Annotated in this window: 21 protein-coding genes; all 21 read right to left on the bottom strand. The window is 39.8% G+C overall.

The features are described 5' to 3' along the window. Nucleotides 1-56: 56 nt before the first annotated feature. Nucleotides 57-851, bottom strand: coding sequence for a TIGR00282 family metallophosphoesterase (locus A33I_RS08855; RefSeq protein WP_022628113.1), 795 nt, complete (start codon nt 849-851; stop codon nt 57-59). A 139-nt stretch (nt 852-990) separates the two neighbouring features. Further along, entirely contained in the window at nt 991-2,556 is a 1,566-nt protein-coding gene (gene rny, locus A33I_RS08860; RefSeq protein WP_022628114.1) for a ribonuclease Y, read from the bottom strand. Between the two features lie 162 nt (nt 2,557-2,718). Then, nucleotides 2,719-3,396, bottom strand: coding sequence for an ATPase (locus A33I_RS08865; RefSeq protein WP_012959313.1), 678 nt, complete (start codon nt 3,394-3,396; stop codon nt 2,719-2,721). Then, complete coding sequence (locus A33I_RS08870; RefSeq protein ID WP_012959314.1) at nt 3,389-3,640, bottom strand: hypothetical protein; 252 nt, start codon at nt 3,638-3,640, stop codon at nt 3,389-3,391. The genes A33I_RS08865 and A33I_RS08870 overlap by 8 nt, the downstream gene beginning before the upstream one ends. A 14-nt stretch (nt 3,641-3,654) precedes the next feature. Then, nucleotides 3,655-5,082, bottom strand: a complete 1,428-nt coding sequence (locus A33I_RS08875; RefSeq protein WP_022628115.1) for an AAA family ATPase — start codon at nt 5,080-5,082, stop codon at nt 3,655-3,657. Next, on the bottom strand, nt 5,075-6,067 hold the full coding sequence (locus A33I_RS08880) for a metallophosphoesterase family protein (RefSeq protein ID WP_022628116.1): 993 nt from the start codon (nt 6,065-6,067) through the stop codon (nt 5,075-5,077). The genes A33I_RS08875 and A33I_RS08880 overlap by 8 nt, the downstream gene beginning before the upstream one ends. Before the next feature lie 138 nt (nt 6,068-6,205). After that, nucleotides 6,206-7,255, bottom strand: a complete 1,050-nt coding sequence (gene recA / locus A33I_RS08885; protein WP_012959317.1) for a recombinase RecA — start codon at nt 7,253-7,255, stop codon at nt 6,206-6,208. Between the two features lie 233 nt (nt 7,256-7,488). Then, entirely contained in the window at nt 7,489-9,108 is a 1,620-nt protein-coding gene (locus A33I_RS08890; protein ID WP_012959318.1) for a DEAD/DEAH box helicase, read from the bottom strand. Continuing rightward, nucleotides 9,108-10,358, bottom strand: coding sequence for a competence/damage-inducible protein A (locus tag A33I_RS08895; protein ID WP_022628117.1), 1,251 nt, complete (start codon nt 10,356-10,358; stop codon nt 9,108-9,110). Before A33I_RS08895 ends, A33I_RS08890 begins: the two co-directional genes overlap by 1 nt. 14 nt (nt 10,359-10,372) lie before the next feature. After that, on the bottom strand, nt 10,373-10,951 hold the full coding sequence (pgsA, locus tag A33I_RS08900; RefSeq protein ID WP_012959320.1) for a CDP-diacylglycerol--glycerol-3-phosphate 3-phosphatidyltransferase: 579 nt from the start codon (nt 10,949-10,951) through the stop codon (nt 10,373-10,375). A gap of 35 nt (nt 10,952-10,986) precedes the next feature. Then, nucleotides 10,987-11,481 (bottom strand): YajQ family cyclic di-GMP-binding protein, encoded by a 495-nt coding sequence (locus tag A33I_RS08905; protein WP_012959321.1) that lies wholly within the window; start codon nt 11,479-11,481, stop codon nt 10,987-10,989. Nucleotides 11,482-11,687: 206 nt separating this feature from the next. Then, a complete protein-coding gene (locus A33I_RS08910) occupies nt 11,688-12,590 on the bottom strand; it encodes a helix-turn-helix domain-containing protein (protein WP_022628118.1) in 903 nt (300 codons plus the stop codon). Between the two features lie 21 nt (nt 12,591-12,611). Beyond that, on the bottom strand, nt 12,612-13,379 hold the full coding sequence (locus A33I_RS08915) for a DUF3388 domain-containing protein (RefSeq protein WP_022628119.1): 768 nt from the start codon (nt 13,377-13,379) through the stop codon (nt 12,612-12,614). 284 nt (nt 13,380-13,663) lie between these two features. Further along, nucleotides 13,664-13,915: a DUF3243 domain-containing protein gene (locus A33I_RS08920; RefSeq protein WP_022628120.1), complete on the bottom strand. Its 252-nt coding sequence runs from the start codon at nt 13,913-13,915 to the stop codon at nt 13,664-13,666. Between the two features lie 73 nt (nt 13,916-13,988). Beyond that, entirely contained in the window at nt 13,989-14,711 is a 723-nt protein-coding gene (gene ymfI, locus A33I_RS08925; protein ID WP_022628121.1) for an elongation factor P 5-aminopentanone reductase, read from the bottom strand. A gap of 23 nt (nt 14,712-14,734) precedes the next feature. Continuing rightward, the gene (gene yfmH / locus A33I_RS08930; protein WP_022628122.1) at nt 14,735-16,021 is read right to left on the bottom strand and encodes an EF-P 5-aminopentanol modification-associated protein YfmH; all 1,287 of its coding nucleotides are present in this window, start codon (nt 16,019-16,021) and stop codon (nt 14,735-14,737) included. Next, on the bottom strand, nt 16,021-17,301 hold the full coding sequence (gene yfmF / locus A33I_RS08935; protein ID WP_022628123.1) for an EF-P 5-aminopentanol modification-associated protein YfmF: 1,281 nt from the start codon (nt 17,299-17,301) through the stop codon (nt 16,021-16,023). The genes yfmH and yfmF overlap by 1 nt, the downstream gene beginning before the upstream one ends. 33 nt (nt 17,302-17,334) lie before the next feature. After that, a complete protein-coding gene (locus A33I_RS08940; RefSeq protein ID WP_022628124.1) occupies nt 17,335-18,060 on the bottom strand; it encodes a GntR family transcriptional regulator in 726 nt (241 codons plus the stop codon). Between the two features lie 38 nt (nt 18,061-18,098). Beyond that, complete coding sequence (locus A33I_RS08945) at nt 18,099-20,465, bottom strand: FtsK/SpoIIIE family DNA translocase (RefSeq protein ID WP_022628125.1); 2,367 nt, start codon at nt 20,463-20,465, stop codon at nt 18,099-18,101. A 119-nt stretch (nt 20,466-20,584) separates the two neighbouring features. Next, a complete protein-coding gene (locus tag A33I_RS08950) occupies nt 20,585-20,809 on the bottom strand; it encodes a YlzJ-like family protein (protein WP_012959330.1) in 225 nt (74 codons plus the stop codon). Further along, entirely contained in the window at nt 20,806-21,555 is a 750-nt protein-coding gene (locus A33I_RS08955; RefSeq protein ID WP_012959331.1) for a ClpP family protease, read from the bottom strand. The genes A33I_RS08950 and A33I_RS08955 overlap by 4 nt, the downstream gene beginning before the upstream one ends. Nucleotides 21,556-21,576 lie beyond the last annotated feature (21 nt).

Below are 21,576 nucleotides of genomic sequence, written 5' to 3' on the forward strand. Positions count from 1 at the left end.
CTACACTTATTCCTGTCTTTTTTTACAAATGAAGCGAAGAAAGGAGCCATCATCTATTATTGATAAAATGGGTGATCCTCATTTATGAGTATTCGCTCGATAGATGTTGCGAGACCAGTTTTAGGATCTGCATCAATCACCACTCCACTTAATTGTTCCCTTCCTTCAGCAACTTCAAACCTAACAGGCATAGACGTTAAAAATTTATAAAGAACAGCTTCCTTATCTACACCGAGAACGCCATCATAAGGCCCTGTCATCCCTACATCACACATGAAGGCCGTTCCTTTTGGCAGCACTCGATTATCTGCAGTTTGGACATGTGTATGAGTTCCTACAACAGCAGTTACTCTACCATCTAAATACCAGCCCATTGCCTGCTTTTCACTCGTTGCTTCTGCATGAAAATCCACAAAAATGAATGGCGTTCGTTTGGACACTTCTTCAATGATTTCATCAGCTTTTTTAAACGGACAATCCGTTGGCTGCATAAATGTTCTGCCCATAAGATTTACTACTGCGACTTCTAATTGATTAATCTTAACCAACGTATAACCTGCACCAGGTGTGCCTGCCGGAAAATTCGCAGGTCGTACAAGTGTTTTCGCATGATCGATAAATTCAAAAATTCCTTTATTATCCCAAGCATGATTACCGAGTGTAACGGCTTGGGCACCTGCTGATAGAAATCCTTTGTAAATCTTTTCTGTAATTCCTCGACCGGATGCCGCATTTTCCCCGTTAATAATTGTAACAGCCGGCTTGTAATGCTGTTTTAATTTCGGTACATATTCATCAATCATTTTACGGCCTGGTGCACCGTATACATCACCTATAAATAAAATTCTCATAATAACCCCTTTATGCATCTTCATTATGCTTAATCATTGTAATCAATCATTAAATTCAAATCATTGTATGTAAATCATAGCATGCTTTCAAAGTCGTTGCATCTTCAGACAAAAAGAAATAAAGTGGCAAAATGCCACTTTATTTAGCATACTCAACTGCCCTGGTCTCACGTATAACGGTAACGCGAATATGTCCTGGATAGTCAAGTTCATCTTCAATTTTCTTAGTGATATCTCGAGCGAGTTTATGAGCTCTCGTATCATCAACCACATCCGGTCTTACCATAATACGCACTTCACGACCAGCTTGGATCGCATACGTCTTTTCTACCCCTTCAAATGACTCTGAAATTTCTTCTAGTTTCTCTAAACGACGAATGTACGTCTCAAGTGTTTCACGACGTGCACCTGGTCTTGCTGCAGATAGGGCATCTGCCGCTGCTACAAGTGTCGCTATGATAGAAGTTGCTTCAGTATCACCGTGATGGGAAGCAATGGAATTAATGACAACCGGGTGTTCTTTGTATTTCGTAGCCAGCTCCACACCAATTTCAACATGGCTTCCTTCTACTTCATGGTCAATTGCTTTACCGATATCATGAAGTAAGCCGGCACGCTTAGCTAATTTCACATCTTCACCTAATTCAGCAGCCATCAGACCTGTTAAATGTGCAACCTCCATAGAGTGCTTAAGCACATTTTGTCCGTAACTAGTTCTGAATTTTAATCTACCTAAGATCTTAATGAGATCTGGATGCAAGCCATGAATACCCATTTCAAAGGTTGTCTGCTCTCCATATTCACGAATTGCTTCATCAACTTCACGTCTTGATTTATCAACCATCTCTTCAATTCTAGCAGGATGAATTCTTCCATCTTGTACAAGTTTCTCAAGCGCTGTACGAGCAATCTCACGACGAATAGGATCAAATCCTGATAAAATAACTGCCTCAGGAGTATCATCAATAATAAGGTCTATCCCAGTTAATGTTTCTAATGCACGGATATTACGTCCTTCACGACCAATAATACGACCTTTCATTTCATCGTTCGGTAAGTTGACAACTGATACAGTTGTTTCTGCAACATGGTCAGCAGAACAACGCTGGATTGCAAGTGATAATACTTCTCTTGCTTTCTTATCTGCTTCTTCTTTTGCTTGTGCCATTCGCTCCTTGATAATAAGTGCCGTTTCATGAGCAATCTCTTGCTCAACTTCGGTACGAATTGCCTCACGAGCTTCTTCCCGAGAAAATCCAGAGATGCGCTCAAGCTCTGCTTGATGCTTGTTCAAGACTTCCTCCACTTTGCTATCCATCTCTTCAACTTGTCGTTGTTTTTTGGTGAGAGACTCCTCCCTCTTGTCCAAAGACTCCTCTTTCTTATCTAAGGTTTCACTTTTACGGTCAAGAATCTCTTCTTTTTGAACCAAACGATTCTCTTGTTTTTGAATCTCATTTCTCCGTTCACGAATGTCCTGTTCAGCTTCTATGCGAATTTTGTGAGCCTCATCCTTCACTTCCAGAATGGCCTCTTTCTTACTCGCTTCAGCTTCACGTCTAGCATCTTCAACAATTTGTTTTGCTGCATGTTCCGCGCTGGAAATTTTCGCTTCTGCAATGGATCGTCTAACAAGATATCCAACAACTGCACTTACTGCAGAGACAACAAGCAAAATGGAGATGAACATAACCATACTTTCCATATTCTTTCACCTCCCCTTGCTATCTAATTGTTGGTTCCAATTGTGTCATACTTTCATTAATTTAAAGATGCATACGATAGTATACAGTGGTTGCGGAATAAATAATATGACAAAAAAAATACACCGCATTCTCCCTAATTGTAAGCCTCGATACTTGTGATGTCAAGTGTTGTCAATCCTGATGACTTCACTGATTCCATCCTGTATTGATACTTGATAAGCCAAGTCCCCAGACTCTGCTAAATGCTGATTATGGGTGATCATAATGATTTGTCTGCCAAACATCGTACTCAAAGATTTTAAAAATTCATATAAATAATATACATATTCCCCCGACACATGTTTCCCTGGCTCATCTAAAAGCAGCGGTCCTTCAACTTTGGGCTGAATCGTTTCCATGAGTGCTACGCGTAAAGCTAACGTAACAATATCAACAACCCCGCCTCCCCGTGCATCTTGAGGTTTTGTTTTTACCTTAATCCCTTCATAGTCTGAAACAACATAAAATTCAGCTACTGCTTTATTACCTTGCTCTTCTATTTCTATTTGAAAAGAAAATAGAGGTCCGAATACATACTGAAGAGCATTTGTCACTAACGTCTCCATTTGCTGTTTGGCTTGTTCTCTAGCATACTCCGCAGATTGCTGAAGTAAAAGTCTAGCTTTCTCATACGTTTCAATTGTTTCTTTATACTCTAAGACAGACTGTTCTTTCTTCTTCATCTGCTCTATAAGTAAACGCCTCTTTGCATCTTGACGTGTCCATTCATCATGGGCCTTTTTCAGTGAGAGCTCTATTTGGTTCATTCTCTCCTTCCTAAGGTCTCCTTGATTATTCATTATTAATTAGCTCCCGAGGAATAAGTGCCCATGTGTCATTTAACGATTGTTCAATCTCACGTTCCAATCGATTAATTTCGTCATCTAATGAGTCCGGGGAGACACCTAAGTCTTCTAATTCATTTAAGAGACGAGTTCGTTGATTTTCTAGCTCCTCTAATTTAGCTTCCGCTCTGTATCTCATATCCCTTGCTTTATCAATCGCTTTTCTCATCGTAGTTAAATCTTGTTCAACATGTTTCATAATAGCCCTCCTGATTATTGATTTTTGAGCCCTTGCTCTAAACTGCTCCCGCAAGTCGGGCATGTTCCAATATGCATTAATTGTTCCTCAAATTCTCGTTCTAACCTTTGCATTTCTTCTGTTTTTTGATTCATAAAACGATTTCCTTCAATGATTCTAGTATTCACCTCATGCATCAGTTCCTTTAATTGCTTAAGCCTTTGATAATTCATCAGCTTATGCTCTAATTTTTCTCTATGGCTCTCTGCTTCCTTCGTATGCTGGACTTTTTTATACATATCGTTCGTTGTTTCTACTGCTTTCTCCACTTGTTTATACAGTACATGAAGTTGTCTTAATTGCTCAACTTTAGCTCTTTTCTTTTCAATGACAGCAAGGATTGACCAATCTTTTTCCTGGATAAAATCAGTTTGCGCCAACTGGCGGTTAATCTGATTTTTTTGTTCAATCATTTGACTGTAACGTTGCTTTAGTTTTATTAGCTCTTGCTTTTGGCTTACCTTATCTTGTATAAGCTCCCAAGCTCCTTGAGCATCCGAAATATGCTTCGTTTTATCAATCCATTCTCTGCACTTATTAATCGACTGCCCTACCAGTTCAATCTCAGCACGTTTATGATCGAGTGACTTGGCGTAGGCATGTGTTTGTTTTATATGATTCCAGGCTTCCTCCCATAAGTGAACCTGTTCTACTAATTGAAACTGTGTAACAGTCTCCTCCTTTTCTTTTGAAAGCTTTTGAAGAGCAGACTTAAGTTCATAGAGGTTATCAAGCTTTCGTTCGGCTTGTTTCAGCTTATCTAACTTTTCTCCTGCTTGATCAAGCTTTGTCCGCTGTTTATCAAGAGTTTGATATGGCTCTAGTTCTCCTGTAAGGTGCTCTAGTTCTGTTTCTTCCATTTTCACTCGCTGATTAAGGCCCGAAAGATCTTTTGACGTATCTCTGATAGCCATATCAAGAAAATGCGCCCCGCTAATTCTTCCAATTGTTTTTGCACGCAGAGAAGATGTCTGCTCTAATAAAAAAGGACCATCTAATTGTTGAGAAAGGTGGATGATTAAATCATGATCTCTATCTACTCTTAGCGGCTCCATGCCATGTGCGTCAAGCACCTCTTGTGGAACATGTATGCCAAAGCCCTCTAGTACAAGATCTTCTTTATTTGGTTCTTTAATTATGTATCGATTTTTTGAGCTTGTCCTCTCTCTCACAATCGTTACCCCATGAGTAAAGGTAAGCGTCACCCTTGCAAAATCAGCCCCAACTCTCATAAAGTCCGTTCCTCTTGGCTGATTAAACAATACCCACCTTACCCCTCGTATTATAGCCGTTTTCCCACTATCAGACTGTCCAACTAATACATTTAATCCCGCAGAAAATTCAATGGTTGTATCTAAATGAGATTGAAAGTTTTCTAATCGAAGCGAAGCGATATTATTCATCGTCTCCCCCCTTCCAGGTCTCCTCTATGATCGTAATCCTTCGTAAAGCTTCTTGACGAACTTTTTCTTCAACATTTGATAAAGCAGCAATTTCAGCTATAATATCTCCCATTTTTAGCGACTTAAACTCTGATTGTTCTTTTACTTGCTGTACAAACTCATGTAATTTTTCTTCTTGGTGCACAGCTTTTTCTAAGTACGTACGATCAAGGACGTCGTCCCCTTTTTCAGCCGTTTGTAATGGGTGAAGCGTAAGATTGATTGCGCCAGTTGAATCAATCGTACCTAGAACATACTGGGGGATTCTGCTAATCTCGGTCCAGTGGTTATTTACCCTTGCCATCGCACCAGGGTTACATATATATTTACCATCACGTTCTTTAAGCCCAAAGCCTCCATGAAAATGGCCTGTTAATACGATATCAGCACTCGTTCCCCATATATGATCAATTAATGTGTGGGGAATTCCATCTGGCAATGCTTTTTCTACTAACATACTGTGTACTAAATGAATCATGACGTCTGCCTCGTGCTCATTATTAGGATAATAATCAAGCTTAGGGTCACGTTGGTCAAGATCATAATGATATGGTTGACCGGAGATTTGCACTCTCACACCGTTCTTTTCTATTAATACAGGCGCATCAGGCTGGATGACCGTCATTAATCCAAAGGAATCTAAGAGCCCGAGCATTGTTCGTGAGATTGTTTCTGGGTTATGTCCATATGTATCATGATTCCCTGCAATTGCATAGATAGGCATTTCGGCTTCTTTAAATAGACGAGCAAACTGACCAACAACATTTGGAGAAAGGTCCGGACGGTCAAATACATCTCCTCCATGCAGGAGGACATCTACCTTCTCTCGGTTAGCAATCGTTATCACTTCTTTAATTTTAGCGGTCATCGTTTCTACAAATGAATCTTTTCTATTTTTAGGAGTCGTCCCTCTAATATGGGTATCCGTTATATACAAAAATTTCATCGCACACCTCGAATGTTAAAAGAATAAGCACCTAAACTAGGTGCTTATTCTTTATTTCAATATAATTTTCGCTAGAGCTTATTTCATCGACCGTGTCAAAGTATAGATTAAATGATCACAAGCTCTATTTCAATCTGATTATTTTAAGTCTAATGGTACATCTTCAAATTCTTCATCAGTAGCTGGGTCTACTTTTATTTCTCCGTTTAACCCGTGATGATCACGAATAAGCGTTTCAATTTCAGAAGCAACATCAGGGTTTTCTTTTAAATATTGCTTAGAATTTTCTCGGCCTTGACCAAGACGCTCCTCTTTAAAAGAGTACCATGCTCCGCTTTTTAGAACAATATCAAGATCTGCAGCAATGTCTAAGATAGAACCTTCGCGTGAGATCCCTTCTCCGTACATAATATCTACTTCGGCTTGTCTAAATGGTGGCGCTACTTTATTTTTAACTACTTTAATCTTCGTTTTATTACCGACCATATCGTTACCCTGCTTCAACGTTTCTGCACGGCGGACCTCAAGGCGGACAGAAGAATAGAACTTCAGTGCACGGCCTCCTGGTGTTGTTTCTGGGTTCCCAAACATAACCCCTACTTTTTCACGGATCTGGTTAATGAATACAGCAATCGTCTTCGACTTATTAATTGCCCCTGATAATTTACGAAGAGCTTGAGACATAAGTCTAGCCTGCAGACCAACGTGGCTGTCTCCCATATCCCCTTCGATTTCTGCTTTTGGTACAAGAGCCGCCACACTATCTATGACGATCATATCAACCGCTCCGCTGCGCACTAATGCTTCTGCAATTTCAAGAGCTTGCTCACCTGTGTCCGGCTGTGATAATAGCAATTCATCAATATTCACACCAAGTTTCTGAGCATAAACCGGATCAAGCGCATGCTCTGCATCAATAAATGCCGCTTGGCCGCCGTTACGCTGAATTTCAGCAATTGCATGCAAAGCAACCGTCGTTTTACCAGATGATTCCGGTCCGTACACTTCAATAATCCGGCCGCGAGGATACCCGCCTACTCCCAGTGCAATATCAAGTGCCAGCGCACCACTGGATACCGTTGATACACGTTGATCGACTTGCTCTCCTAATTTCATAATTGAACCTTTACCAAATTGCTTTTCGATTTGGCGAAGCGCCATATCAAGAGCTGCTTTACGATCACCCATTGAACATCTCTCCTCTATATATAAACTAATCTATTAATCATATTGTTGAATGAAAGAATCTTACTTGTTCATCATACCCTCTTTTAAGTCATTTGCCAATAGTTTTTACGAACATTTATTCGGTTTTTTTATGAGAGTAAGGTTTGAAGCTTATAACGAAGGGAAATTCAAAGGTAGAGAAGAAGAGAAATGCTAGACCAAACTTTCAGGTAAGAGAGGTCTAGCATCAAACGTTAAGAAGAACGAGCTTTTGTAGGGCGTGGTGTACGATTGTCACGTTTTGGACGCGGTTTAGCTGGTTCAAGGTTTACACGAGCCCCATTAATTCTTGAATAACGCAGGGCTTCATAAACAAATGGCGCTACATCTTCAGGCACTTCAACAAAAGTAAAGTTCTCGAAAATATCAATACGGCCTATGGCTTTTCCAGGAATACCAACGAGTTCAGATATTTCTTCAATTAAAATTTTAGGACTCATATTCACATTACGGCCGACATTAATAAAGAAACGCACCATTCCCTTAGCTCCGCCAGTCTCGCCAAAATTGTATCCTGCTTCCTCAGCTGCAGAATCATTTGAGAAATTCATTTTTAACAGGGCAGCCACTACATCCTCAGGACTGTGGTCAGCTAACACTTCTTGTACGAGCGGTTTAAATAATTCAAATTCCTTTCCACCTGTATCAATTGTATCATGAACAAGCTTCTTCCATGAACTTTGCTGCTTTTCTACTACATCTTCAATTGTCGGCACATCTTGTGAAGGAATGGCCATTTTTATTTCCTGTTCAATTGAGCGAAGATGCTTCATTTCACGCGGAGTAACAAGTGTAAGAGCCAGCCCCTTACGTCCAGCTCGCCCGGTACGGCCAATTCGATGAACATAACTTTCCGGGTCTTGCGGGATATCATAGTTAATTACATGAGTTACATTATCCACATCAATACCACGAGCAGCTACATCCGTTGCAATTAGAAATTCTATCGATGAATCCCTAAACTTCTTCATCACCGCATCGCGCTGCGACTGTGTTAGGTCACCATGAAGCCCATCTGCTAAGTATCCTCTTGCTTGAAGGGCTTCTGTTAATTCAGCAACACCCTTTTTGGTACGGCAAAATAAAATACCAAGATCCACTTCTTCACTATCAATAATACGACAAAGGGAATCAATCTTATTACGTTCAAGCACTTTATAGTAAAGCTGATCGATAGAAGGGGCCGTAACTTCCCCTTTATTAATAGTCACAGTTTTTGGAGTCGTCATATAGCGGCGAGAAAGCTTTTTGATGGCAGGAGGCATAGTTGCTGAGAATAAAAGCGTCTGTCTTGCTCCTTTTACTTCTCGCAAAATCGACTCAATATCATCAACAAATCCCATATCAAGCATTTCATCCGCTTCATCTAACACAATCGTGTGAACTTTATTTAATTGCAACGTTTTCCGGCGGATATGATCAAGAATTCTTCCTGGTGTTCCGATCACAACTTGCACGCCTTGTTTTAATGCTTTAATCTGATGGCCGATCGATTGTCCGCCATAGATAGGCATTGTTCGAATTCGTTTATGTGCAGATAGTTTTTGCAATTCCCCTGATACTTGAATGGCAAGCTCTCTTGTTGGAGTTAGAATCAATGCTTGAACATAGCGCTCTTCGGTCACTTTATCAATAACAGGAATACCAAATGCGGCTGTTTTTCCCGTCCCTGTCTGTGCTTGTCCGATAACATCTCCTCCTTCAAGAATAACTGGAATAGCTTTTTCTTGAATAGGAGATGGTTCTTCAAAACCCATGTCCTTAATAGCGCGTTTAATTGGTTCTGAAATCTGAAAATCACTAAAATATGTCATTATTCTATATTCCACCTTTTCAGTTCGTTCAACAAATAAAAACAACCATAGTTTATCGTCCTCTGACGAATGGCTTCTCTGTTGCCGCTTAGTTTTAACTTATGTACGGCCGCTTCATCGTTCGGGCCGCATATTCCGACATAAACTTCTCCAGGCTTTTTACCATCTTGTGTACCAGGTCCAGCAACGCCTGTGAAACTGATCCCAATATCTGATTGAAGCTTCCGTTTAACAGCTTTAGCCATTTCCAAGGCACATTCTGCACTTACCACTCCGTTTTCAGCAATAATTTTATTCGGTACACCTAAATGATTTTCCTTCACTTTTGTTGCGTAAGAAATAATACTTCCATGAAAAATCTCAGAGGCTCCTGAAATGGAAGTGAGTGCACTTGAGAAAAGGCCTCCCGTTAAGCTTTCAGCAGCCGCAATATAGTATTTATGTTTTTTAAGCTGCTTAGATAAGACTTCCATTAACGTTGTCTCACCGTACCCATAAAAATATTCTCCGACACGAGAAAGGATGTCTTTTTCTACTTGATCAAGGAGCTGGATACTTATGTTTGGGTCATAATGTTTGACTGTCAGCCGCAAAGTAACCTCACCCTCGCTAGCAAGCGGTGCAATCGTAGGGTTGGTTTGGTTGACAAGCAAATCGTCAATCATTGCTGCTAATTTGGATTCGCCTATCCCAAAAAACCTGAGGACTCGGGATGTAATTTTCTCCTGTGTCACATTGTCTTTCTCAAGCAGCGGTCTTAATTCAGACACCACCATTGGCTGCATTTCTTTTGGAGGGCCGGGCAGCAACACAAACTTACATTGATCGGTCTCCAAAACCATTCCAGGAGCCATTCCATTATGATTAACCAATACATGACTGTCTTCAATGACAAGCGCCTGTTTTTTGTTATTTTCTGTCATGACCTGCCCTCTTTTTTCAAAAAAAGAAGTAATAGCATCTAACGATTGTTGGTGATACACAAGATCTTTCCCGCAAATCTCGGCAACGGTTTCTTTCGTTAAATCATCTTTAGTGGGACCTAGCCCGCCAGTTAATATAACTAAATCAGATCTCTTAGAAGCTTGGTTGAGAACGTCAGTCAACCGTTCTTCGTTATCACCAACCACGACATGATAAAATACATCAATTCCATGCTGAGCTAGTTCCACGGATAAGAAAGCAGCATTTGAGTTCACGATCTGGCCAAGTAATAATTCGGAACCAACGGCAATAATTTCCGCTTTCATACTCTCCCCCCCTTTTACTTAGATTTTAAAATAACATGACGATTCTTCATGAAATAATCAATTCCAGAAAGCAGCGTTAAGATCGTAGCAATCCAAATTGAAATCATTGCAAAAGGGATAGATAATGCTTCAAACGGCAGATTATACAGCATAAGAGCGGAGATACCGATAATCTGCCACACTGTTTTCCATTTACCTAAATTGCTGGCTGCAATTACTTGACCATCTGCAGCAGCGACAAGCCTGATACCTGTCACTGCAAACTCACGGCTGATAATAACAATAGCCATCCAAGCAGGAAGAGCACCAAGTTCTACCAGGCCTATTAGAGCAGCAGTAATTAATAATTTATCTGCTAGCGGGTCTAGAAACTTGCCAAAATTGGTTACAAGGTTTAACTTTCTAGCATAATACCCGTCTAACCAATCTGTTGCCGCAGCAAATATAAAAAGCAATGCTGCAATAAAATGAGCCACAGGTATCTCAACGCCTAACCATTCCCACTGTCCCATCGGAAGCGGTGCAAGCAGAAACACCATAAAAATCGGTATTAAACAAATTCTTGAAATCGTAATTTTATTAGGTAAATTCACCAAACGTCCCTTCTTTCGTCAGTTTCCTATGTACATTATCTCATGTTGACAAATTGAACAGGGAAGTCGAAATCCTGCTGCTTCATAACTTGGATTACATGTTGTAAGTCATCGATGCTTTTCCCTGTTACCCTAACTTGTTCGTTTTGAATTTGTGCTTTTACTTTAAGCTTTTCATCCCGTATAAGTTTAGTGATTTTTTTGGCACGGTCTGCACTCAACCCTTTAACTAAGGTGATGACTTGACGTACTGTACCGCCATGTGCACGTTCAATTTTCCCAAAATCCATTGCTTTTTGTGAAAGGCCACGTTTTATAAATTTTGATTGCAAAATATCAATAACACTTTCTAGTTTGTATTCATCATCAGAAATAATCGTAATATGATCATCATCTGTTCGTTCAATTGAACTTTTAGACCCTTTAAAATCATAGCGGTTTTTAATCTCTTTCATTGCTTGGACAATGGCATTGTCTACCTCTTGACCATCAATATCTGAAACAATATCAAATGAATGTTCTTTTGCCATTTGTTTCACTCCATTCTCTCTATCTCTTTTCTAAAGTCTACCTCATATTGTACCATATTATGGACTAAGTTGAGAAACAAGTCGGACTTCTCTAATGAAGTTAATCTTTCTTAGAATTATCTGATTCTGAAGTTCTTCTGCCTTGTGTTTTATGCACTCTAAGGCTGACAGCTATCAAAAAAAGAAATGGCTGCTTGCCATTTCTTTTAGTCATTCACGCTGCTTGTAATATTAATTTTTTGATGGATGATCTCTAATGGGAAGTCAACCTCTTCATCGTTAACGATCAACGTTACATTTTGTGAGGCGCCAAAGTTAAATTCAACTTCTTCTTCTCCTTTGAAGTCATACTCTAATTCTTCTCCACTTGCTGGCTGACCCGAGAAGAACATATTACCTAAACCGTTTTTCACATCCACATATGAGCTGTCGCTAAATTGAATCACTACATCGAAACGATCAGCTTCCAGTTCAAAATAAGAAGTATTACCACTGCTGTTTAAAAGGTTTAATGTTGAGGTTTCTGACGAAGTTTCCTCTTCTTCTTCCTCTTCCTCTACAGCAGGCTCTTCTTCAACTGCATCTTCATTAGCCGCTTCTTGATCTCCTTCTGCCTCTTCATCAGCTTCAGGCTCCGTTGCTCCTTCAGAGAAATCAGCATCGACATTTTCTTCTGGATCAGGGGCAATCGCAGCATCCCTCTCACCGCCGATACTTTGAGTTACAAGCCAAATACCAAGAGCAATGACGACCAAAAAGGCAAGCGCAATGACAGCCGGTAAGAATGCAGGCGCTTTAGATGATTTCTTTGGCTGACGTACGGGCGATTTAGACCGCTCAGACCTTGATGGCAAATCAATTGATTCTTTTTGGGGGTTTGGGAGTTCATTTCTGTACTGATCAAACAATGGTTCAGGATCTAACCCAACTGCTTCTGCGTATGTTTTCACAAACGCACGGGCATAAAAGAGTCCGGGCAGCGTATCAAAACGCCCCTCTTCTATAGCAAGCAGATATCGCTTTTGAATCTTCGTACTGCGCTGAAGGTCCTCAAGCGATAACCCCTTTTCCTCACGAGCCTCTCTTAAATGTTGTCCTAATTCTGACATTTCAAACACCTACCTACAACTTTAACTAATATCAAATGATGAAAAGCCAGATTCCATTACTTCGTAAGAAATCGTCTCCTTTTCATTATTTCTAAGTTCAATAATACAATCAAAATCTTCTAGTTCGTATTCCGTTTCACGGACAAAAATATCAGGATGCTCAACCACTTTAACTGCCGGAAGACGCATAATATCCCTGACTAATGTACGATGTCTTTCAGTAGAGCGCATTGTCGAGACAATTCCGTCAATAATAAAGATATGGTCTTCGCTTAATTCATCATCCGCTAATTGATTACGGACCGTTTGCCGCAAAAGCGTAGAGGATATAAACGACCAGCGCTTATTAGCACACACACTTGCTGCTACAATTGATTCTGTCTTTCCTACTCGAGGCATTCCTCGAATCCCAACCAAGTAGTGGCCGTCTCGCTTATACAACTCAGCCATAAAATCAACCAACAGTCCAAGTTCTGTACGAATAAAACGGAAGGTCTTCCGATCATCAGCGTCACGCTCAATATAACGCCCATGACGAATAGCCAGCCTGTCACGAAGATGAGGTTCACGAAACTTCCTTACAGTAATGCTGTCAATTGTATGTAAAATAGCGTGAAACCTAGCAACTTGATCATCACTTTTACTTCTGATAAGCATACCGCGGCGCATATCGTCTACACCGTTTATTGTCACGATATTAATTTTCAGCATCCCAAGTAATGAAGATATATCTCCTAACAACCCTGGCCTGTTATTATGAATTTGATATTCTAAGTACCATTCTTTCATCTATTAACGTCACCTTTCGTTATAGAATAAAGCCGTATTTAGGTAACACATTTGACAAACATGATTTCAATTTTTTACTTCCTTTTAATGATAATGGATTTTAGTTGTAATTGAAAGTGCTTTGTCACTTTAATCGCTAAATGAATAAAAAGGATTACGAATTCATATTTTACTATAATCTATCTTTACTTCATACACTTTTATTTGCAATCTAAAACATTTTTTGTATAAGACCGTGTTTAATCATAGAAAAAACGCCGCAGCTACTGCGGCGTTTTCCTATACTACCCTTCGTTACGAACAAGCTTTACCATCATGTTTGCAATGGCGTGCTGCTCGCCTTCATCTGCCACTTTCCATAGCTCAGCTAAAATACGCTCTTGTTCATTTTTAGGCTCGACTTGCTGTGCAAGATATTCACCAACTTGATAAGCAACATCTGATACCACATTTTCATTCATGCCCTCGTGTTGAGCTTGATTAAGACGATCACCTAAAAAGTCTTTCCACTGATCCCAATTATCGAGTACAGACATAATAGCCCCTCCTTGAGTAGAAATGTATTACAAGCTTATTTTCTCAAGAGAGGGCTTTTTTTATGCATGACTTTTAACAATACCATGCTCCATTTACAGATAAAATTTGTCCGTTTATGTAATTCGATTTATTAGAACATAAAAAAGCAACTGCATGAGCAACATCTTCTACCGACCCAATTGCACCAGCAGGTATATCTGAAGTGAGGGCTTCAATATCTTCTTTTGTGTATTCATTCATCATGTCCGTATCAATCGCACCAGGAGCTACTCCATTAACTTGAATATTACTTAAGGCAACCTCTTTAGCAAGGCTTTTTACAAAACTATTCAAGCCCCCTTTTGCACTAGAATATGCCACCTCACATGCCGCACCTGTTATCCCCCAGATGGATGAGACAGCAATCACTTTTCCTTCTTTTTGTTGAATCATGGATCGCATAAGTGTTCGCGTTATCTTTATTGGGTTAAGTAAATGGATATTCATGATCTGATTAAGTCGTTCATCCGTAAGGTCTGTAAATAGTTCAGTTGAGCTTAGTCCACCGTTATGAATTATAGTATGAATAGGTATGTGTAGTTGTCCTAAGAGCTCATCTGCACCATTAATATGACTCAAATCCGCTTTCACAATCCATACCTGAGCACCTTTTTCCCTGCAAGTATGCGCAACCTCTTCGATCAACTTCTTGTTTTGATAATAATGTAAAAAGAGAGCGCACTCAGGTGCAGCCAGCTCTTTTGCAATTGCTGCTCCTATCCCGCGCGACGCTCCCGTAATTAAAATTGATTTCATCTTTAGATTTATACCCTCCGCTCTTACTTTTCCGCTCTTACTTGGCATACTGTGAAGCGCTTGAAGTCAAAATGTTCTTCTAGCACTTCACTTAGGTGCTCTTTAGTAATTCCTTCAAGTACTGGGACTACATCAAATAGAGTCATGTCATTGAATTGATAACGCGTAAATTGATTAGCAATATATTCCGGAGAATTAAGCGAACGAAGAAAAGATCCTATCTTTTTCTTAATCGCACGATTTACAACAGACTCATCAAGTGCTTCTTGTTTAAATGTTGTAATCATTTCTTTGATCGCTTCAGCTAATTCATCCGGCTTCTTCGTATCTCCACCAAGAATGGTAAAGCCAAACCCTTCTTCGGCCGAATAATCGAAAGAAAACGAGTCATCAATTAACCCTTTCTCATACAGTTTTTGGTAATTAGCTGAACTTTGACCAAACATTAAATCAAGTAAAATGTTAATAGAAAGCTCATGCTTTAATAAATCTTCCCCTTGTCTAGATGGATTCGCTTCTTTAAATCCAACTAAGCACTTCGGAGTCTGAACCGGCATATGAATGACATTTTTCTCAGTTGCAACTTCATTAGGCTCATCATCAAAGACTCGGTTGATCGTCTCTGGTGCAGCAAAAGACTTATTCCCTTGATTCTCTTTTACTTGCTTCATGATGGCTTGTGGGTCAACTGGACCGATGATAAATAATAACATATTATTTGGATGGTAAAATGTTTCATAGCAAGTATATAAAAGATCTTTCGTAATGTTGGAAATGGATTCAATCGTTCCGGCAATATCTAACTTTACTGGGTGATTCACAAACATATTCTCAATCACACCGAAGTAGGCACGCCAATCAGGGTTATCATCGTACATCGTAATCTCTTGACCGATAATCCCTTTTTCTTTTTCCACACTTTCTTCGGTAAAATAAGGATGCTGAACAAAGTCCAATAAGGTTTCTAAATTCTTTTCAACATTTGTTGTACTTGAGAATAAATACGCCGTTCTTGTGAAGCTTGTAAAGGCATTGGCAGATGCACCTTGTTTACTAAAGTCCTGAAACACATCGCCATTTTCATCCTCAAACATTTTATGCTCTAGAAAGTGCGCAATTCCATCGGGTACATGAATCGTATCATTACCACCAAGAGGGGTAAATTTATTATCAATCGACCCATATTTTGTAGTGAAGGTTGCAAATGTTTTATTAAATCCTTCTTTCGGAAGAATATACACATCTAAACCATTTTCTAACTTCTCATGGTAAAGCGTTTCTTTAAGCTGTTCAAAAGTAAGTTGTTTCATTATGAAGCTTCACCGCCTTTTAAGAAATAAATGGTATCTAACTCTATTTTTTGAGCGGCATGCATTACATCTTCTTTTGTGACTTGATCTATTTCTTTAAGCAGATCTTCAAGAGTACGGTTATGTCCGCTTACAATTTGGTGATAACTTAGTTCCACATATCCACGAGCAACATCAGACGTTTCTAGCAGCTGATTTTTCAGCATTGCTTTCGTTTGATCTAATTCAGCCTTCGTAAAATCACCTGAACACATTGCTTCAAGCTGCTCTTTGATAATCGTAACTGCACGGTCATACTTCGCAAATTCAATTCCGCTCATGACCATCATGACACCTTTGTGACTTTCATATCTTGAAGCGGCATAGTAGGCAAGGCTCTCTTTCTCACGAACATTGATAAACAATTTCGAGTGAGAGAAACCTCCAAATAGCCCGTTGCATACTTGCATCGCTACATAATCATCATCTTTATAGGTTGTATATGTACGATACCCCATATGCAGCTTTCCTTGCTTAACATCTTGTTCTTCTATCACGACATTTTCTTTTTCTACTTTTGGGCTCTCAGAACTAGGCGGCGTTTGATCAATTGGCTCGCGTCCATTGATATTGAAATAGGTTTCCACTTTAGCAATGGCTTCATCTGCTTCCATTGCTCCTACCACGTAAAGGTCTATGCGGTCTTTTTTTAGAAGCTGTTGATAATATTCATACAGCCCCTCAGCTGTAATCGCTTCCACTTCTTCCACCGTTCCATATGAAGTAAGTCCAAACGGCTCATTTTTACACATTTCTTCAGTAATACGAACATTTGCATAGCGCATTTTATCATCATATACAGATTGAATACGCTGCACTAGCGAACGCTTTTCATTTGCTACAATAGAGGCATTAAACGCATTCTCCTCCACTAGCGGATCAAGCAAGACCTCAGAGATTAATTTAATCCCTTCTTCAAAAAGAGGCGTTTGATCAGTTAAAAAGGTTTCATTGGCTACATCTAATCGGATTGTTATGACATGCTGCTCGCCCTTTTTTTGAACATCAGATGCAAGCATCGCTCCGTAAAGTTCATCAAGGCGGCCGCGAACCTCTTTTCTAGAAGGAGATTGAGCGGTCCCATTTTGCAGGACATGAGGCAATAGTGCACGCATGGCTACGGTTTCTCTATCTAATGGAGCTTTTATCATTAACATTAATGTATTCGTTTTATAACGATCGGTTTTAATGGTATGAATGCTTATTCCTCTAGATTCCTTCGTTTTCTCCATCAGCTGCATAAAATCATCTCCTTTTTACCATTCATGCCTAGTTTATGCTTTGACTCGCTTTCTTACTACGTGGAACTTAAATTTATCTGCTCTAAAGTAATTTAGTGAGTAAAGCAGAGGCCGCTCACTTTGATCATAATGAATTTGCTTAAGCAGTAAGAGCGAAGATTCAGGATCACATTGAAGGATCTCAGAGACACGCTCGTGAAAACCAATCGGTTCGATGTAGGTCACGGCATAACTTATGGAGTGACCAATTTCTTCAAGATAATTAAAGATTGACTTAGTTTCATGAATAGAATGGTTCTCAAGCAATTGATTTGGGACTTTATCTAAACAATATACAACAGGCACTTGGTCTGCTGTTCTTACACGCTCAATTTCCATTACTTCTGTTAATTCTTCTTGATTAAAGCGGCGTCGATCTTCATCCGCTGCCTCTCTTACAGCAGAAGATAAAAAGATCGTACCAGGCTCCATATTTGCCTGTTTGATCATATCTGTCACACTATATAACTCTTCTATCCCTGCTGAGAAAAGTGGTTTGGTGTGAACAAACGTCCCGACTCCGTGACGTCTGATCACGACCCCTTCCTCTTCAAGAAGGCGAAGCGCCTCCCTGAGCGTTGCGCGGCTGACTCCTAGCTGCTTTGATAGTTCAAATTCAGAAGGCAGCTTCTCTCCTTCCTCATACACTTTATTTTCAATATCATCTTTAATACGATCAATAACCTGTAAATACAACGGACGATGATCTGCTTTAATCAAAGTCTCCACTCCTTTAGAACTTATTCTCTCTCTCCACTTTATGATGTAGCATCTATATCTTCATTTTCTACTTTAGAAACAAGAACTTCTCTTGGTTTGCTTCCTTCATAAGGTCCGACTATACCCCTTACTTCCATTTCATCAATTAAACGTGCTGCACGTGTGTATCCGATACGAAAACGTCGTTGAAGCATAGATACTGAGGCGGTCTCCATTTCTGTTACTAATTGTACCGCATCATCATACAACTCGTCCTCTGCTTTTTCTTTCACTTCTGGCGCATCTGTTGGTGTCATCTCTTCTTGGTACTGTGCTTTTTGTTGTGATATGACAAAATCAACGACTTCTTCCACTTCACCATCCGATAAGAATGCTCCTTGAATCCGTGTGGGTTTAGTTGCTCCCATTGGCAGATACAGCATGTCGCCTCGTCCTAACAATTTCTCCGCTCCACCTGAGTCTAGTATGGTCCTTGAATCCGTTTGCGAGGAAACGCCAAAAGCTATTCTTGATGGAATGTTCGCTTTGATCACACCGGTAATAACATCTACTGATGGTCTTTGTGTCGCAATAATCATATGAATACCTGCTGCCCGCGCCATTTGCGCAAGTCTTGCTATGGAATCTTCTACATCACCAGAAGCAACCATCATTAAGTCTGCCAGCTCGTCTACGATCACAACAATATAAGGCAGTGTCGGCTGCTTTGCATCCTCTAGTTTATTTTGCTTATTGATCAATTCATTATAACCTTCAATGTTCCTCGTTCCCGTATGAGAAAACAGGTCATACCTTCTTTCCATTTCAGCAACCACTTTTTTTAACGCCTGTGAAGCTTTTTTAGCCTCTGTTACAACAGGTGTTAAAAGATGGGGAATTCCATTGTACATATTAAGCTCGACCATTTTAGGATCAATCATCATCAGCTTTACTTCGTGAGGTTTTGCTTTCATGAGTATACTAGTAATAATACCATTAATACACACACTCTTTCCGCTGCCTGTCGCTCCAGCAACAAGAAGGTGGGGCATTTTATTTAAAGGCGCGAGTACTGGCTCTCCTGATATATCCCGACCTAGTCCGACTGCTAGTACATTTTCATCCTTTTTTGCTTTCTCTGAATCGAGCACTTCCCTTAACGTCACAATGGCTACTTCTTGATTAGGAACCTCTATCCCAATCGCAGATTTACCTGGAATAGGTGCCTCCATCCGAATATCTTTTGCTGCTAAAGCAAGAGCTAAGTCATCTGCTAGGTTTACAATTTTACTTACCTTGACTCCAACACTTGGGTGGACTTCATATTTTGTAACAGCTGGACCTAAGTGAACTTTTGAAACTTTGGCCTTAACACCAAAACTCTCAAGAGTCTGCTCAAGCTTTCTTGCATTCGATGCCAGCTGTCTTTTCTCATTATATTGCCCAGTTTTATGCGGAAGTTTTAAAACATCAAGCGCTGGAAGCTTGTAGGATTCATTTTCTTGAGCTGCTGTGACAAGCGGAACCGTCACCTCGTCCTGATCTTCTGCTTTTTCCTCTGTTTTTTCCTCTTTCTGCTTTACCGGTGGCTTTTTCTCCTGTTCATCATCCGATTGTTGTCTTTGCGTCCTTTCTTCTTGATAAGCTTTTTGAGTAAAGTCAACAATTTCAGGTTCAACTTCTTCTTCAGGCTCAATCATTATATCGTCTAAAGAGTCTTCTTCTTTTTGTTTTTGACGCTGTTTTTTGCGTTCTTCGTAAGCTTGTTTTTCATCTGATACTTTTTGTTTTGTTTTTTCTTTCATGCTTTTAACTTCATCTACAAGAGAGAGAATCGTATCTGCTATGAATACGTAGCCTTTTTTAAACACTTTACTTAATAATTCAGATAATGAACGGCCTGTTAATAAAATAATTCCAATAATAAATAAGATAAAACATAGAAAATATGTACCTGCCTCAGCAAATAAAAAATGACTGATTGCAAAAGCAATAGAGCCTATCATCCCGCCTCCGAGATCAGTTGGCGGCACCTCTCCTCTCATCTCCATCCAAAACAACGTCCAAGTATTACGAATGACAGATTGGTCTGTAAACCCTTCTCGGTTATTTAAATGATGAAATAAACCTACGTGGCTGAATAAAGTTAAAGATAGAATCATCACATAAAATCCAGCCATTCTTCTTGACCAAAAAGAAGGCAGCTGTCTTTTAATCATTATGTACAGGGCCACCACTAATAATCCAACTGCAAGCACTGCAAACCATTGTCCTAAGAAAAAACGAAACAGTCTCACAAATGTTTCCCCAACTGTTCCTAACCTTGCCAATGTTACGACGGCAATGACTAATAATCCGAGTCCAATTAATTCGTATGTAAGCTGTGACTTCCACTCGGTCTTTTTTTTCTTTTTTCGTCTTGCCATCTATCTCACCTCTTTAGCATTGTTACCTGTGATAAGCATAGTGAAGAAGCAGCCAAAATTGGCTGCTTCGACCATGCTTGGATTAAATTAATTATAGCATAATAAAGGTTGGCGCTACATCAATAAAATTGAGGTTTTGCTTGAATGATCGTCCCTGGAGATAAGTTAGGATTCAAGTAATTCATTGCATTTCCGCTTATAAGTCTTACCACTTTATATTGGCTTGCATTAATTTGTTCAACAATCAGCTGTCCTTCTGCACAATTCACCACTTGTTGTGTCGCATAACTATGTTCTTCTTCTGGGAAAATCTGTTCTCTTGGCATCATGGTGTATAAAATCATTGCACCATATCTCCTTTTTCTTTTACCGGTTTATTCGCATCGATTAACTCATTTAATTTTTTAAGTGCACTGCCAATTCCACCTACTTCATCAATCAACCCATACTCAACAGCATCGGTGCCGACTACATTTGTCCCAATATCACGAGTGAGGTTTCCTTTAGATAACATTAATTCTTTAAACTTTTCTTCTGAGATCCCTGACTGCTGTGTTACAAAACTAATGACACGTTCCTGCATTTTATCAAGGTATTCGAATGTTTGTGGTACACCAATCACAAGACCTGTCAGCCTGACCGGATGAATGGTCATCGTTGCCGTTTTCGCAATGAATGAATAATTTGCTGCAACAGCAATTGGTACCCCGATGGAATGCCCTCCCCCAAGTACTAAGGTGACACTCGGCTTAGACATTGATGCAACCATTTCAGAAATCGCTAAGCCTGCTTCAACATCTCCGCCCACCGTATTTAATATTAATAATAGCCCTTCAATTTTAGGGTTTTGCTCAACTGCTACAAGCTGAGGGATAATATGTTCATACTTTGTTGTTTTATTTTGAGGAGGCAGCTGCATATGGCCTTCTATTTGTCCAATGATGGTCATGCAATGGATATTTGAAGCATCCATATCAGGGACATTTGTTTGTCCTAATTCTTGAATCTTCTCTAAGATGCCTGACCCCTTTTGTTCTTTTTGAGGCTGCTGCGGTGCTTGCGGCTGATCTTCTTGATAAAAATCCGACATGATAATTTTCCTCCTTCATTG

The sequence above is a fragment of the Alkalihalophilus marmarensis DSM 21297 genome, from assembly GCF_000474275.2.
GTDB classification, from domain to species: domain Bacteria; phylum Bacillota; class Bacilli; order Bacillales; family Bacillaceae_D; genus Alkalihalophilus; species Alkalihalophilus marmarensis.